12 protein-coding genes and 1 pseudogene are annotated in these 14,767 nt (G+C 74.0%); 2 read left to right on the forward strand and 11 right to left on the reverse strand.

Going from position 1 to position 14,767, the window contains the following annotated elements; translation table 11 throughout:
* Positions 1-32: 32 nt before the first annotated feature.
* A pseudogene (locus JD77_RS35850) lies at positions 33-1,915 on the reverse strand (PucR family transcriptional regulator).
* Between the two features lie 136 nt (positions 1,916-2,051).
* Complete coding sequence (gene map, locus JD77_RS01980) at positions 2,052-2,870, reverse strand: type I methionyl aminopeptidase (protein WP_145772769.1); 819 nt, start codon at positions 2,868-2,870, stop codon at positions 2,052-2,054.
* A 76-nt stretch (positions 2,871-2,946) separates the two neighbouring features.
* Between map and JD77_RS01985 the strand changes: the two genes are divergently transcribed.
* Positions 2,947-3,213 carry a helix-turn-helix domain-containing protein gene (locus tag JD77_RS01985; protein WP_145772770.1) on the forward strand — a complete coding sequence of 89 codons (267 nt, stop codon included), beginning with the start codon at positions 2,947-2,949 and terminating at the stop codon, positions 3,211-3,213.
* Here the strand turns inward: JD77_RS01985 and JD77_RS01990 are convergent.
* From JD77_RS01990 to JD77_RS02025, 8 genes are all read right to left on the reverse strand, one after another.
* On the reverse strand, positions 3,210-4,610 hold the full coding sequence (locus JD77_RS01990) for an RNA-guided endonuclease InsQ/TnpB family protein (protein WP_145772771.1): 1,401 nt from the start codon (positions 4,608-4,610) through the stop codon (positions 3,210-3,212). The two genes, JD77_RS01985 and JD77_RS01990, sit on opposite strands and share 4 nt — an antisense overlap.
* A gap of 203 nt (positions 4,611-4,813) precedes the next feature.
* Entirely contained in the window at positions 4,814-5,662 is an 849-nt protein-coding gene (locus tag JD77_RS01995; RefSeq protein WP_246141189.1) for a TrmH family RNA methyltransferase, read from the reverse strand.
* A gap of 53 nt (positions 5,663-5,715) precedes the next feature.
* On the reverse strand, positions 5,716-7,977 hold the full coding sequence (locus JD77_RS02000; RefSeq protein WP_145772773.1) for a transglycosylase domain-containing protein: 2,262 nt from the start codon (positions 7,975-7,977) through the stop codon (positions 5,716-5,718).
* 228 nt (positions 7,978-8,205) lie between these two features.
* Complete coding sequence (locus JD77_RS02005) at positions 8,206-9,021, reverse strand: hypothetical protein (protein WP_145772774.1); 816 nt, start codon at positions 9,019-9,021, stop codon at positions 8,206-8,208.
* Positions 9,022-9,177: 156 nt separating this feature from the next.
* A complete protein-coding gene (locus tag JD77_RS02010) occupies positions 9,178-10,284 on the reverse strand; it encodes an SPFH domain-containing protein (protein ID WP_145772775.1) in 1,107 nt (368 codons plus the stop codon).
* A gap of 11 nt (positions 10,285-10,295) precedes the next feature.
* Positions 10,296-11,234, reverse strand: coding sequence for an IS607 family element RNA-guided endonuclease TnpB (tnpB, locus tag JD77_RS02015; protein ID WP_145772776.1), 939 nt, complete (start codon positions 11,232-11,234; stop codon positions 10,296-10,298).
* Complete coding sequence (locus tag JD77_RS02020; protein ID WP_145777375.1) at positions 11,231-11,815, reverse strand: IS607 family transposase; 585 nt, start codon at positions 11,813-11,815, stop codon at positions 11,231-11,233. The genes tnpB and JD77_RS02020 overlap by 4 nt, the downstream gene beginning before the upstream one ends.
* A gap of 55 nt (positions 11,816-11,870) precedes the next feature.
* A complete protein-coding gene (locus JD77_RS02025; RefSeq protein ID WP_145772777.1) occupies positions 11,871-12,344 on the reverse strand; it encodes an NfeD family protein in 474 nt (157 codons plus the stop codon).
* Positions 12,345-12,459: 115 nt separating this feature from the next.
* On the opposite strand from JD77_RS02025, the gene JD77_RS02030 reads away from it, so the two are divergent.
* Positions 12,460-13,776: a serine hydrolase domain-containing protein gene (locus JD77_RS02030; protein ID WP_145772778.1), complete on the forward strand. Its 1,317-nt coding sequence runs from the start codon at positions 12,460-12,462 to the stop codon at positions 13,774-13,776.
* A gap of 9 nt (positions 13,777-13,785) precedes the next feature.
* Here JD77_RS02030 and JD77_RS02035 read toward each other — a convergent pair whose 3' ends face one another.
* Positions 13,786-14,598, reverse strand: coding sequence for a DUF3097 domain-containing protein (locus JD77_RS02035; protein WP_145772779.1), 813 nt, complete (start codon positions 14,596-14,598; stop codon positions 13,786-13,788).
* Between the last annotated feature and the right edge of the window lie 169 nt (positions 14,599-14,767).

Consider the following 14,767-nt stretch of genomic DNA (forward strand, 5'->3'; position numbering starts at 1 on the left):
GGGCCGTCGCCCGGCCAACGCCGGAACGGGTGTCACGGGGAGCGGATGGCGTCGAGCGCCAGCAGGGCCACGTGCAGGGACAGGCACGCCTCCACCGAGTCGAGGTCCACGTCGAGGACGCGGGCGATGCGGGCCAGCCGCTCGTAGAAGGCGGGCCGGGACAGGTGCGCCGCGGCGGCCCCCGCCGACTTGTTCCGGCCCTGGTCCAGGTACGCCCGCAGCGTGCCGAGCAGCTGCTCGCGCGGGTGCCGGGCGTCGTACGCCAGCAGCGCGCCCAGCTCCCGCTCGACGAACGTCTGCAGGCGCGGCTCCTCCCGCAGCAGGTGCAGCAGTCCGGCCAGCCCGACGTGCGGCAGCCGGAAGATCGGCAGGTCCCGCCGGTCCCGCCGGGCCGCGTCGGCGATCTGCCGCGCCTCGACGAGTGAGCGGCGTGCCTCGCGCAGGCTGCCCACCCCGACCCGGCGGCGACGATCAGCCCGCAGCCGCCGGCCCGCGGCGCGCCGCCCGGGCGGTCGGCCCCGCCGCCCGCACCGACGCCCGCCAGGCGGGCCGGGGCGGCCTCCGGTGCCCGGCTCGGCCCGGCCTCCAGCCGGGCGCGGCGCAGCGCGGCGGCGAACGCGGTCAGGGCCCGCTCCTCGGCCGCCGCGTCGGGCAGGGCGAGCAGGACGCCGACGGCCTGGTCGTCGACGGCGCTGCTCAGCCCGGTCAGCTTCGCCTCGCGCAGGGCCTGCCCGACCGCCTCGGAGAGGTCCCGCAGCCGGGCGGGCCCGGCCTCCGGGTCGGCCGGGCCGGGCTCGCCCGCGCCGCCGTTCTCCCCGGCCGGCTCCTCGCCCCGGTGCCGCACCACCACGCCGACCAGGTGCCGCCGTTCCAGCACCACGCCGAGCGCGCGCGCCCGCAGGGCCACCTCGTCCACCGGCCGGGAGTGATCCAGCAGGGCGGTGAGCAGGGTCCGGTGGATCTGCCGCTCCAGCCCCTCGGCGTCCCGGCGGATCAGCCGGCCCAGCGCGAGGGTGGAGGCGGCCCGCTCGACGAGGATCGTCAGCCGGGTCGGCGGGGCGGCGGGGCGGGTCACCACCTCGGCGGGGCCCGGCGCGGCGTCGTCTTCGGGGCCCGGCGCCGCGTCCTCGTCGGGGCCTGGCGCCGCGTCCTCGTCGGGGCCTGGCGACAGCCGCCCGCAGGTGGTCAGCTCGCCGCCGGCCGGCCAGCGCAGCAGCAGCCGTCCCCAGTCCTGCCCGCGGGCCCCCACGGTCGTCACCAGCCACCCGCTGTCCGGGTCGTACGCGGTCCGCCCGGCCGGGCTGATCCGCCGCGAGTGCTGCTCCCAGCCGTCCAGCAGCAGCTCGGCGTTCTCCCCCGCCGGGTCATACGCGAGGACCTGCCGGGACAGGTTCTCCAGCACCACGGGGCAGCCGGCCAGCTCGGCGGCCTGCGAGACCACCTCGGCCGGCCCGGCGCCCTCGACCGACAGCTCGGTGAAGCGCTGGTGGATCTCCTCGGTCGCCCGCAGCTCGGTGAGTTGGGCGTCCACGATCAGCGCGTGCACGGCCTCCGTGATCGGGACGAACGGGGTGGCCCGCCGCAGCTCGACGAGGGGCAGCCCGCGCCGCTCGGCGGCGGCCATCACCCGCGGCACCGCGCTGACGTACCGGCGGCCCAGCTCCACGACCAGGCCGGAGACCCCGACGTCGGCCAGCGCGCCGATGAACTCGCGCAGCCCCGCGTCGTCGGCCGGCAGCCCGATGCCGGTGGTCAGCACCAGCTCGCCCCCGCGCAGCAGGGTGGCGATGTCCGGCACCTCGGCGACGTGCACCCAGCGCACCGGCCGGTCCAGGCCGGTCTCTCCCGCGACGAGGCGGGGCGCGCCGTGCCGCACCGGGTCGAGCGCGAGCACCTCACGGACGGTAGGGAACACGGGCGACACGCTACCGTCGGTGATGTCGATCCCGCATCGCCACTCGGCGTGCCCGGAAGGTCGCGCCCAGGTTCGTGGCCAACTCCATACCGCCGCATCCCCGGGAACGCCCCGGGTCACGCCCGAAGGCGGGGGGTCAGGAGGCTGTGGCGGGTTTTCTGGTGGGGTCGACCGAGGTGGCGCCGTGACTGGGGCGGCGGGTCAGGACCTGGGGGCCGGAAGCCGTGACGGCGACTGTGTGTTCGGAGTGGGCGGTGCGGGAGCCGTCGGCGGAGCGGATCGTCCAGCCGTCGTTGTCGAACCTGATTTTGTCGGTGGAGCGGCAGAACCAGGGCTCGATGGCGATGGTGAGGCCGGGGTGGAGTCTCATGCCGCGGCGGGCGCGGCCGTTGTTGGAGACGTGTGGGGCCTCGTGCATGGTGCGGCCGATGCCGTGGCCGCCGAACTCGGCGTTGACGCCGTAGCCGTAGGAGTGGGCGACCTCGCCGATCGCGGCGGAGATGTCGCCGAGGCGGCCGCCGGGCTGGGCGGCGGCGATGCCGGCCTCCAGCGCGACCTCGGTGGCCTCGATCAGCTTCAGGTCGGCCGGGTCGGGGGTGCCGACGACGACGGAGAGCGCCGAGTCGGCGACCCAGCCGTCGATGCCGACCGCCATGTCGATGCTGAGCAGGTCACCGTCCCGCAACACATAGTCGTGCGGCAGGCCGTGCAGCACCGCGTCGTTGACCGACAGGCACAGCACGTTGCGGAACGGGCCGCGGCCGAACGAGGGGGCGTAGTCCCAGTAGCAGGATTCGGCGCCGCGTTCCCTGATCCGGCGGCGGGCGTGGTGTTCGAGGTCCATCAGGTTGACGCCGACCGCGGCGACACCGCTCAGCTCGGCGAGCAGCTCGCCGACGAACTGTCCGGCCACCGCCATCCGGCCGATCTCCTCGGCGGACTTGAGCTCGATCACGACAGCCTCCCTCTCCCTGTGCGGTATTTTTATACCACGTCAGGTCGGAGCCCCTCCCGGGGGATATCCTGCTCGCATGGTTCGCCAACCACTGACCGCCGAACAGATCGCAGCGGGCCAGCGCCTCGGAGCCGCCCTCCGGGCCGCGCGGGCCGGCCGCAGCCTCGTCGAGGTGGCCCTTGCAGCCGGCATCTCCCCCGAGACGCTGCGCAAGATCGAGGCGGGCCGTCTTCCCGCACCGGCGTTCGGCACCGTGGTCGGCCTCAGCCAGGCCCTCGACGTCCCCCTCAGCGACCTGGCCGACGTCTGGCTGGCCGACATGCCCATCCGCCAGGCGTCCTAGTGCTGTGTCCACTGACGTTCACCGGGTCTCCGGCGGGGTGTTGTGGATCCTCGCTTGTTGGGCGAGCGACTCCCCACTGGTCGGTGGGGCGGGCCACAGCGGGCCATCTTGACCCGCACGCCGCCGGGTGGGCGGCGGGGGTCACGTCGGGACCGGCCAGCGCCGGGGAGGTGCCGGCCGGCTCGACGGTGCGTGACCATCCCGGGCAGCACGATGGCTGTGGGGGTGGTGCGTCCGCCGCCCGGGATACGGGTGGCGATGCTGGCCGCTGCGACGAGGTCGCGGTGGCCGGTGAACTGGCAGTGCGGGCAGGTCAGGGTCCGCCCACGCGGCTTCGGTATCCGCTGGCGGCAGGTGGGGCAGGTCGAGGACGTGCCGCGTTCGTCGACCAGGTGGACGGTGATGCCGGCGAGGGTGGCCTTGTCGGTCAGGATCTGCAACAGTCGGCCGATCTGCCACTGCCGTAGCCGCAGGTTGTGCCGCCGCCCGGCCGGCAGGTCCAGCACACCGCGGGGGTCACCGACGTGCAGCACCCCGACCCGCTGCTCGACAGCCCACCCGACGACGGCGCGGGCGGCCTCGTGCTGGGCCTGGCGCACCCGCCGCCGGTGCCGGCCCTCCACCGCCCGGGCGCGGGCCCGGTATCGGCGCCACCGCCGTGACCCCCGCTGACCGGGTTTCGGTGCCCGGCGGGCGACGGCACGGTGGCGGGCTTTGGTGTCGGCCAGGTGCATGCGATGCTCGGCGCGGATCGCCCGCCCGGACACCAGCAGCGCCTGCCCGCCAGGGCCAGCGACGGCGTACGGGTGGATGATGCCGATGTCCACGCCCGCGACCCTGGCAGGGTCCGGCCCCTCACCGGGCGGGTACACCGCGACCGGGACCTCGGCGGTGACGTCGAGGAACAACCGGCCGCCCTCGCACAGCAGGGTGATCGAGCGGACCTGCTCCACCGGATACGGCACCTGACGCGCCAGCCGCACCCACAACGCGGTGGTGCCTCTCGCGGTGGGGATACGCACGCGGTGGCCGTCGAGGGTGAACGTGCCGTGGTACCAGCGCACCGGCACCAACCCCCGCCGCCGCCTCGGAAACCGCGCCGACGCGTCACCGGCCTTGCGTTGTTTCGCCGCCGCGAACCACGCATCCGAAAACCGCCGCAACACCGACCGCGCACCCGTCGAGTCCAACTCCGCGAAAGTCCCCGCACCCGAGGCCGACAATTCCCGACACAACTCCTGATAGCCCGCCAGCGGGGCGTCGTGGCGGTGCCGCCGCCACGCGTTGACCTCCAGCACGCACGCCCATACGTCACCGGCCGACCGCAGCAGGCCGAAACACCGCCGCCGCTGCCCCGCCGTCACCCGCAACGCGACACGAGCGGTGCGATGCACCACCCGCGGCGCATCCGGATCCCGACGACGAGGCACGAACCGAAGCCAACACCACCAGTACGACAATTTCCACCGCCGACGAACCCGGCAAACGTTTGTGGACACCGCACTAGCGACCAGCCGCCGGGGGTGGGCGAGCCGACGTTCGACGGGCGATCACCGGCGACACCCCACCGGTGATCGCCCCGAACCGGCGGCTCACCTCGCTACAACGGGTCGTCGCGGCCCAGTTCCCAGAACGCCACCGCCGCGGCGGCGGCGACGTTCAACGAATCCACTCCGCGCCGCATCGGGATGACCGTCCGAACGTCGCTGGCTGCCTGGGCAGCCACGGTGAGGCCGGGGCCCTCGGCGCCCAACAGCAGCGCCGCCCGCTCGCGCTGGGCGGGGGTGAGCCGCTGGATCGGTACGGCGTCCGGAGCCGGCGTCATGGCGAGCACGGTGAAACCTGCCTCCCGGACCTGGTCCAGGCCCGCCGGCCACCGCTCGAACTTGGCGTACGGGACCGCGAAGACCTCCCCCATGCTGACCCGGACGCTCCGCCGGTACAGGGGATCGGCGCAGGTGGGTGAGAGCAGAACGGCGTCTATGCCGAGCGCCGCCGCCCCCCGGTAGATCGCGCCGAGGTTGGTGTGGTTGTTGACGTCCTCCAGGATGACCACGCGCCGGGCGGCGGCGAGCACGTCGGCCGGGTCGGGCAGCGGCTTGCGCCGGAACGAGGCGAGCACTCCCCGGTGCACGTGGAATCCGGTGGCCCGCTGGAGCACGTCCGGGCTGGCCGCGTACACCGGGGTGTCGCCGGTGTCGAGGTCGGCGAGCTGGTCGACCCGCTTCGCGTCGACGAGGAACGACCGGGCCGGGTATCCGGCCCGCAGCGCCCGGCGCAGCACCAGCTCCCCCTCGGCGATGAACAGGCCGTGCGGTGGCTCCCACCGGGTGCGCAACTCCACGTCGGTCAGGGCGCGGTAGTCGGCGATCCGGTCGTCGTCGGGGTCGGTGATCTCGTGGACGGGCACCCGACGATTCTGCCGGACCGCCGCCCGACCACGACTCAGCGGCTCCGCTCGTAGCGCAGCAGCACGGACCGGCCGTCGAAGGCGCGTGCCGGTCAGCCGCGCCGGCCCTGCAGCCAGCGGAGCAGGTCGGGCGCGACGCCACGCCGGTCCGACTGCTGCTGCGGCGGCGCGGTCGGCTCGACCGGGCGGTGCACCTCGCCGGCCCGTTCCCTGCTGGGCGGGGTGAAGTCGCGCACCGGCTGGCCGGACACCGCCGTGCTGATCACCCGGGCCACGGCGTCGATGACGCGGGCCTGCACGGCCGAGCCGACGAAGTCGCCCGGGTCGTCCGGGTTGGCGGCGATGCCGGCGACGGCCACCTGCGGGGTGAAGCCGACGAACGTCTCGGTGGCGTTCTTCTCCGAGCTGCCGGTCTTGCCGGCCACCGGGCGGCCGACGATCCGGTCCACCGCGGTCGCGGTCCCGCCGTTGCACTGGCCGTACGTCGTCTGCTGGCCCACCGGGCAGCGTGCCGCGTCGGTCGCCGCCCGGGCCACGTCGGTGTCGAGCACCTTCTTGCAGGACGGCTCGCCGACCGGCACCTTCTCGCCGTTCGCGGCGGTCACCGAGACCACCGGCAGCGGCGCGCAGTACGTCCCCTCGGCGGCCACCGTCGCGTACGCGTTGGCCAGGTCGAGCGGGGTGGTGGCGGCGACCCCGAGGGTGAACGATCCCCAGTTGGCCGCGTCGTCGCGGGCGAAGGCGGCGTCGGCGTCGGCCCGGAACCGGATGCCCAGGCGTTGCGCCATCTCGACCACCCTGTCCTGGCCGACCTGCTCGGCCAGCCAGACGAAGTAGGTGTTCACGGAGCGACCGAAGCCGTCCCACATGGTGCGGTAGCCGTCCATCCACTCCGGGTTGGCGTTCGCGGGGCACCACTTACCGCCGCAACTGCCCTCGCCCTCGGCCGGGTACCGGGTGGGCAGCCGGCTGGGCGCGTCGAAGCCGGTGGCCAACTGCCGGCCGGACTCCAGGGCGGCGAGCATCGTGAACAGCTTGAACGTGGAGCCGGCCTGGTAGCCGTCGACGCTGCCGCCGCCGGAGATCAGCGGGTTGACGGTGTTGGGGCGGTTGGCCTGCCCGTCCGGGTTCGCGTCGAGGCTGTAGTGCCGGTTGACGGCCATGGCCAGCACCCGGCCGGTGCCCGGCTGCACGGCGGCGATCGGCAGGGCGCGCTTGTCGTCGTACCCGTAGACGGCGGTGGCCTGCTTCTGCGCGGTGGCCTGGATCTTCGGGTCCAGCGAGGTGACCACGGTGTAGCCGCCCCGGCGCAGCGCCTGCTCGCGCTCCTCGGCGGTCGCCCCGAAGGCGGGCTGGGTCAGCCACCACTGGCGCAGGTAGTCGCAGAAGAAGCCCCAGTCGTCGTGGCCGTCGGCCGTTGCGGTGCAGCCGTTGGGCTGCGAGGTGGGGTGCAGGCCGAGCTTCTCGGCCCGGGCCGCCGCGGCCTGCTGCGCGGTGATCGCGCCGGTGGCGACCATCGAGTCGAGTACGTACGCGCGCCGGGCCAGCGCCGCGTCGGCGTTCCCGCCGATCGGGCTGTACGCGTCCGGGGACTGCACGAGCCCGGCGAGCAGGGCCGCCTCGGCGAGGGTCAGGTCCGCCGGGGCCTTGCCGAAGTAACGCTGGCTGGCCGCCGCGATCCCGTACGCGCCGGAGCCGAAGTACGCGATGTTGAGGTAGCGGTTGAGGATCTCGTCCTTGCTGAGCCGCTGCTCCAGCGCCGTGGCGTACCGGATCTCCTGGAGCTTGCGCCCGACGGTCTGCTCGGTGGCGGCCTGCCGCTCCTCGGTGGTGCGGCTCGGGTCGGTCTTGAGCACGTTGCGGACGTACTGCATCGTCAGCGTCGAGCCGCCCTGCTCGGTGCCGCCGCCGGTGACGTTGGCGACCAGGGCGCGGGCCAGGCCGCGCAGGTCGGCGCCGCCGTGGTCGTAGAACCGCCGGTCCTCGGCGGCCACGATGGCCTGGCGCATCACCGGGGCGATCTCGGCCAGCGGCACGTCGGTGCGGTTGACGTCGTAGAACGTGGTGATGAGCGTCTTGCCGTCGCTGGCGTAGAGGTACGACCGCTGCGGGGTCGCCGGGGTGCGCAGCGCCGCGGGCAGCGCCGCGTACGCCCCGATGGCCGACTTCGCGGCCCAGCCCAGCAGCAGGTTGCCCGGCAGCGCGGCGACCGCGAGGACGAGGCCGGCGAGCAGTCCGGCGAGCAGCACGGTGAACAGCCGCGACAGCGGCGACCGGGGAGGCGGCATGGCCCCAAGGATTGCCACGAAAGCCGCGATCCGACCAGCCCGGCGGGCGATTGTCAGCCAATTCACCGCGGCCTGCCAGCATTCTCTCTGCCGAACCCGCCCACCCCGCCCCCAACGGGACGCTCCCTCTGCCATCCCCCGGGGTACGCCGCGTCGCGTGCGCCAAGATCCGCGCAGTTTCCCGGAAACTGTGGCCTGCCGACGCGCCGAAGCAACACTTCCCGCGAACTTGTCCGGATCTTGGGAGCGCCCGACGGGGCGCGGAGCGGGTGGGGTGGGGTGGGGTGGGGTGGGTCAGGCGGCGGCGGGCGGGCCGCCCGGTGTCGGTGTCGCGCCGCCGGCCGGGGCGACGGTGGCGACGCTGGCGCTGGCCGCGTCCCGGGCGATCGCGGCGGGCAGCAGCCGGCCGGATCGGTAGCCGATGCCGATCCCGGCGATCAGCACGAAGATCGCCCCGAACGTCTGCAACGAGCCGATCAGGGCACCGCCGATACCGAGCAGCGGGGCGGCGACCATCAGCATGCCGCCGTCGGCGATGCTGAACGTGCCGGAGCGCGCCACCGCCCAGCCGGTCAGGAACCAGCCCAGGGTGTAGCAGGTGGCGCCGGCCAGGACGAGCGTCCGGGCCGTGGTGCCGAACACCGGGGCCTGCTCGGCCAGCCCGGCGAAGGGCAGCATGAGCACGGTCCCGGCGATGCTGACCAGCAGTCCGGCCACGGCCGACCGGCGGCTGCGGGTGGCGGCGAGCAGGCCGGTCAGGGCCAGCAGGGCGAGCAGGCCGAGCCAGACGGCGGCGACCCAGCCGACCAGGTACGCCTGCCCGCCGTCGGCCGGGTACGGGTCGTTGCCCACCCCGCCGTCGCTGGCCATCGCCACCAGCCCGTAGAGCAGCGCGTACGCGGGCAGCAGCCAGACCGCCGCGCGGCCGAGGCGGCGCAGCGACCAGGCCCAGGTGGCGTTGGTCGCCGGGCCGGGCGGCGTCGGCTCGACGATGAACGGCAGCACCCCGAAGCCGCCCCCGGTACGCCGGGTGCCCAGCGGCGCGGCCGGGTCGTGCGCGCCGGGCACGGGCGCCCTGGAGAAGATCTTGTTCGCCTGATCCTTGTCCATGCGTCACCTCGCTACGCTCTCTCGGCGGGGCCGGGGCGCGCCGCGGCGCCCCGGCGCCTGGTCACCACCCGTCCCTCGGGACCGATCGTGTCAGGCACCGGAGCGCCGCATGAGGATTTCTCGTATTCCCGCCCGGCCCCTGGGCCCGGCCCGCTGTCAGCCCCGTTCGCGCTGGTCGGCCGGATCGGTCAGCAGGCTCGCCGTAGACACCGGCTCGGGCGCCGGCAGCCCCTGCGGGGCCTTGCCGCCGGTGGCCTGCGCCTCGGCGACGCGTACCTCGTCGTGGATCTCCTGGGCGGCGGTCGCCGCCGCCCGCGCCGCCTCGGCGGCCTCGCGCTCCACCTCGCCGGCGTCCCTGGCGGCCTCCGGCGACGGCACGTCGCCGACCATGCCGGCCAGCCCGCCCAACGCGCCGCCCATCCCCTCCAGGGCCTTGGTCAGCTCGGCCGGGACGATCCAGACCTTGTTCGCGGTGCCGTTGGCGATCTGCGGCAGCGCCTGCAGGTACTGGTAGGCGAGCACCTTCTGGCTCGGGTTGGCCTGGTGGATCGCGTCGAACACCGTCCGGATCGCCTTGGCCTGGCCCTCGGCCTGCAGGATGCGGGCCTGCCGGTCACCGTCGGCGCGCAGCACCGCCGCCTGCTTCTCGCCCTCCGCGGTGAGGATCTGCGACTGCTTCAGGCCCTCGGCGTTGAGGATCGCCGCCCGGCGGTCCCGCTCGGCGCGCATCTGCTTCTCCATCGAGTCGCGGATGCTCGGCGGCGGCTCGATCGCCTTGATCTCCACCCGGGTGACCTTGATGCCCCACCGGCCGGTCGTCTCGTCCAGCACGCCGGACAGGTGCCGGTTGATCTCCTCCCGGCTGGTCAGGGCCCGCTCCAGGTCCAGCGAGCCGATCACGTTACGCAGCGTGGTGACGGTGAGCTGCTCGATCGCCTGGAGGAAATTCGAGATCTCGTACGTCGCGCGGACCGAGTCGACGACCTTGAAGTAGAGCACCGTGTCGATCGAGACGACCAGGTTGTCGGAGGTGATCACGGGCTGCGGCGGGAAGCTGACGACCTGCTCCCGCATGTCGACCTTGGTGCGGACCGCGTCGATGAACGGGACCAGCAGGTTCAACCCCGGGTTCAGGGTGCGCTTGTACCGCCCGAGGCGTTCCACGACGTCCTGGCGCTGTTGCGGCACGATCCGCACCGCCTTGATCAGGGTCACCACGGCGACCACCGCCACGGCGACCAACAGCACCGTCACAAACTCCATACCGTTCACCGTTACCTTTCAGTGCGCTCTAGCGAGCACACGGTTGGTAGTCCCGCCTTGCGGTGGGACGGTCCCGGTCTGACCGACTGGTGTCGTGCCGGGTTCACGCTTCGTGGCCACCTGCCCGCGTACGCGGCGCGCTGCCAGCGTTTCGACGGCCGCCGTCCGGTCCTACGGTCCGGGCCGGACTTGCGGGACAGCGCCCGGCCCAGCCGCCGAAGCCGGTCCTGCGCGGTGGCCAAGTGGCGCGGGTTCGGCACGAGTTCGCCGGTGGACAGCACCGCGAGGTGCTTGATGCCGACGTCGATACCAATCACACTGCCTGGCCGGTCCGGTGTCCGCTCGGCGCGTTCGACCTCGACGGTGAACGAGACGTGCCACCTGCCGCCGTCACGCCGCACGGCCGCGGACATGATCCGTGCCGTGCCCGCTTCGAGACGGCGGGCGAGCTTGCGGGCAGACTCGTGCAGCTTCAACCGGCCCAGCCGGGGCAGCACAATGTGCTTGCGGTCCGGCTCTACACGGATCGCTCCGGTGGTGAACCGCACGGACGGTGTGGTGCGGCGGCGGGACTTGAACCGGGGGAACCCGACCGGCCGACCGGCCCGCTTGCCTTTGCGGGAGTCAGCCCAGTTCTTCAACCCGCGGGCGAGGGCGTCCAGGCCGGTGTTGAACGCCTCCTTGGACACCTCGCCCCACCATGGCGCGACCTCAGGCTTGGCCGCGTTCCACGCCTTGCGCAGAGCGGGCAGCGACCACGACACCGCCGGGGTGAGCTGGTCGTCCGAGACGCCGTAGGTGCGTTCCGCGGCCCGTTGGTCCAGGACCGCTTTCACCCGGGCGAGCGCCCAGTTGTGGGCGACGCGGGCGGCCCCGGCGTGCGCGTACACCGCCCATTCCTGTCCCGGGGTGAGGTCGAGGGCGAACCGGTACGCCTGGATCGTCTTCACGTCGGGTTGTCCCCGGTGACGACGGCTTCAACGGCGCGGCGCGCACGGTCGTCAGCGGCACGCCGCCCGTACAGGCGCGCGCACAACGAGGTCAGGATCTCGGTCACATCGCGCACGAGATCGTCGTCGACCTCAGCCGGGTCGGCAACCAGCAGCCGGCGGCCCTGCGCAGCCAGCGCGGCTTCGACGTACTCGGCGCCGAAGCGGGCAAACCGGTCTCGATGCTCGACCACGATCGTCGTCACGGCAGGGTCACGCAGCAGCGCGAGGAACTTCTTCCGCTGCCCGTCCAACGCTGACCCCACCTCAGTCACGACCTGATCCACGGCCAGGTGCCGGCCAGTGGCCCAGACCGCAACCCGGGCGACCTGCCGGTCCAGGTCCGACTTCTGCTCGGCAGACGAGACGCAGGCGTACACCACGGTCTTCCCGGCGCCGGGTGCCGCGCCGGTCAGCGGTTCACCGACCATGATGAGACGGCCGAGCCGGTACGTGGGAACGGGCAGCGCGCCGGCCGCGTACTGCCGCCGCGCGGTCACGTATGAAACGCCCGTCGCCGCCGCCCATTCCTTCAAGTTCACGACGAAACCATACATCACCATCTGTTGCTAAAGATCACCGACACGCCAACAGTTGTCACTCTCTCGTTCCCGGCAGTTCGCCCGGGGTAGAAACGTCGTCCTGCCACACCAGGGCCGTCGCGCCCTGGACCTTGATCACCTGCACCCGCTGGCCGGGCGTGAAGCTCTGCGTCGCGTCGTACGAACGGGCGCTCCACAACTCACCGTCGATCTTGACCAGGCCGCGGTCGGCGTCGACCGGCTCCAGCACCAGCGCGGTGGCGCCCTCGATCGCCGCCACCCCGAACGGCTGCTCGCCGCTGTCGAGCGCCGGTCGGGCGTGCCGCCGGATCGCCGGCCGGACCACCGCCACGGTGAGCGCGGAGACCGCCGCGAACACCAGCGCCTGCACGGCGGTCGGCGCGCCCAGGGCCGCCGCCCCGGCCGCGGCGAACGCGCCGACGGCGAACATGAGCAGGAACAGCGTCGTCGTGAAGATCTCGGCGACCGCCAGCAGCACACCCAGCACGACCCAGAACACCGCGTCCACCCCCCGATCGTGACACGCGGATGCACGTGCGGCCCGACCGCGAAGATCAGTAAGCTCGGCGGCGACCGTGCCGAGCAGTGCCGGCGACGCCCGCGCCGAGCAGTGGAGGAGCCCCGTGTCGCTACCGCCCGAGACCGTCCGACAGGTCGACGCCCTCGTCGCCGAGGCGCAGGCCGCCGGCCGTACGCCCTCGCTCGTGCTCGGGGTGGTCCGCGACGGGCGGCTGGCACACCTGGCCGCCGCCGGGGAGCACCCGCGCCCGGACGCCGGCCTGCAGTACCGGCTCGGCTCGATCACCAAGACCATGACCGCCGTGCTGGTGATGCAGCAGCGCGACGCCGGCGCCCTGGCCCTCGACGACCCGCTCGAGAAGCACCTGCCCGGCACCGGGGTCGGCGCGCTCACCGTGCGCCAGCTCCTCGGCCACGCCGGTGGGCTGCAGCGGGAGCCGGACGGCCGGTGGTGGGAGCGGTCGGAGGTCGGCGACCTGGCCACGGTGCTGGCCGGGGTGAGCGGGCAGAAGATCGCGTACCCGCCGCACCACGTCTACCACTACTCCAACCTCGCGTACGGGCTGCTGGGCGGGCTGCTGGAGGCGGTCACCGGGACGCCCTGGCTCGACCTGCTCCGGCAGCGCCTGCTGGAGCCGCTGGGCATGGGCCGCACCACCTACCAGGCCAGCGAGCCGTTCGCCCGGGGGTACGTGGTGCACCCGTGGCACGACACGCTGCGGGAGGAGCCACGCACCGACACCGGGGCGATGGCACCGGCCGGGCAGCTCTGGTCGACGATCGAGGACCTCGGCCGCTGGGCGGCCTTCCTGGCCGACCCGGACCCGGCCCTGCTCGCCCCGGAGACGCTCACCGAGATGTGCGCCCCCGTCGTCATCAGCGACCTGGAGTCGTGGACCGGCGGGCACGGCCTCGGCGTGGAGCTCTACCGCTGCGGCGACCGGGTGTACGCCGGCCACGGCGGCTCGATGCCCGGCTACGTCGCGTGCCTGGCCGTGCACCGGCCCACCCGCACGTCGGTGGTCGGCTTCGCCAACTCGTACGGGCTGCGGGTCGGCAGCCTCGGCGCCCTCGGCCAGCAGCTGCTGACGACCGTGCTGGACGCCGCGCCGGCCCCGGTGACCCCGTGGCGCCCCGCCGCCGCCCCGCCCCCGGCCGAGCTGGCCGAGCTGACGGGCCGCTGGTGGTGGATGGGCAAGGAGTTCGAGTTCCGCGCCGACGCGACAGCCGGCGAGCTGCGGGGCGGGCCGGTCGGCAACCCGGCGCTGCGGTTCGTCCCCGAGGGTCCGGACCGGTGGCGGGGGCGCTCCGGCGCGCAGGACGGCGAGATCCTCACGGTGCTCCGCGACGAGGCGGGCCGCGCGGTGGCCCTCGACATCGCCACCTTCGTCTTCACCCGCACCCCGGACGAGGAGCCCTGACCGGGGCGGTCAGCGCTCCGGTTCGGTGACGAAGTCGATCAGGCGCTCCATCGAGTTGATCAGCGGCGTCTCCACGTCGGCGAAGGTGGCCACCCGGGACAGGATGCGCCGCCACATGTCGGCCGGCTCGGCCACCCCGAGGGCCGCACACACGCCCTCCTTCCACGGCCGCCCCGGCGGCACCACCGGCCACGCCGCGATGCCGAGCGCGGCCGGCCGGACGGCCTGCCACACGTCGACGTACGGGTGCCCGGTGACCAGCACGTACGGGGAGGTGACCCGCGCGACGATCCGGCTCTCCTTCGAGCCGGGCACCAGGTGGTCGACCAGCACGCCCAGCCGGCGGCCCGGCCCGGGGCCGAAGTCCCGCACCCGCGCCTCCAGGTCGTCGATGCCGTCCAGCGGCTCCACCACCACGCCCTCGATCCGCAGGTCGTCGCCCCAGATCCGCTCGACCAGGGCGGCGTCGTGCACCCCCTCGACCCAGATCCGGCTGGCCTTCGCCACCTGCGCCCGCACGCCGTCCACGGCGATCGAGCCGGACGCCGTACGCCGGCGGGCCGCCGGCACCTTCGCCGGGGCGGGCCGGCGCAGCGTCACCGGCTGGCCGTCGAGCAGGAACGCCGCGGGCAGCATCGGGAAGTTGCGCCGCCGGCCGTGCCGGTCCTCCAGCACCACCGCGCCGGACTCGAACCCGACGACCGCGCCGCAGAAGCCGGAGTCGGCGTCCTCGACCACGAGGTCCGGCTCGGCGTCCACCTCCGGGGTCACCCTCCGCCGCCGCCAGTCCCCCGTCAACACGTCCTCGCCGTACCGCCGCATGCCGTCACGCTAACGCCGGCCGCGCTCCCCCGCGCGGCAGCCGCGCCGGAGGTGTCGATCACGCGCGACGAAAGGCACGGGTCGGTCGTCACCGCCCCATAGGGGGCAGGTCGGGGCAGGGGTCGCCGCGCGGTCGGCAGTCGAGACACGGGCGGCGGGAACGACGTAC

This window comes from Micromonospora olivasterospora (assembly GCF_007830265.1).
In the GTDB taxonomy this organism is placed as follows: domain Bacteria; phylum Actinomycetota; class Actinomycetes; order Mycobacteriales; family Micromonosporaceae; genus Micromonospora; species Micromonospora olivasterospora.

What these genes read in the sequence shown, in the direction of transcription:
- JD77_RS01985 (WP_145772770.1), top strand. Translation starts at nt 2,947, where the DNA reads ATGGTTCGCCAACCACTGACCGCCGAACAGATCGCAGCGGGCCAGCGC.
- JD77_RS02005 (WP_145772774.1), bottom strand. Translation starts at nt 9,021, where the DNA reads ATGGACAAGGATCAGGCGAACAAGATCTTCTCCAGGGCGCCCGTGCCC.
- JD77_RS02010 (WP_145772775.1), bottom strand. Translation starts at nt 10,284, where the DNA reads ATGGAGTTTGTGACGGTGCTGTTGGTCGCCGTGGCGGTGGTCGCCGTG.
- JD77_RS02035 (WP_145772779.1), bottom strand. Translation starts at nt 14,598, where the DNA reads ATGCGGCGGTACGGCGAGGACGTGTTGACGGGGGACTGGCGGCGGCGG.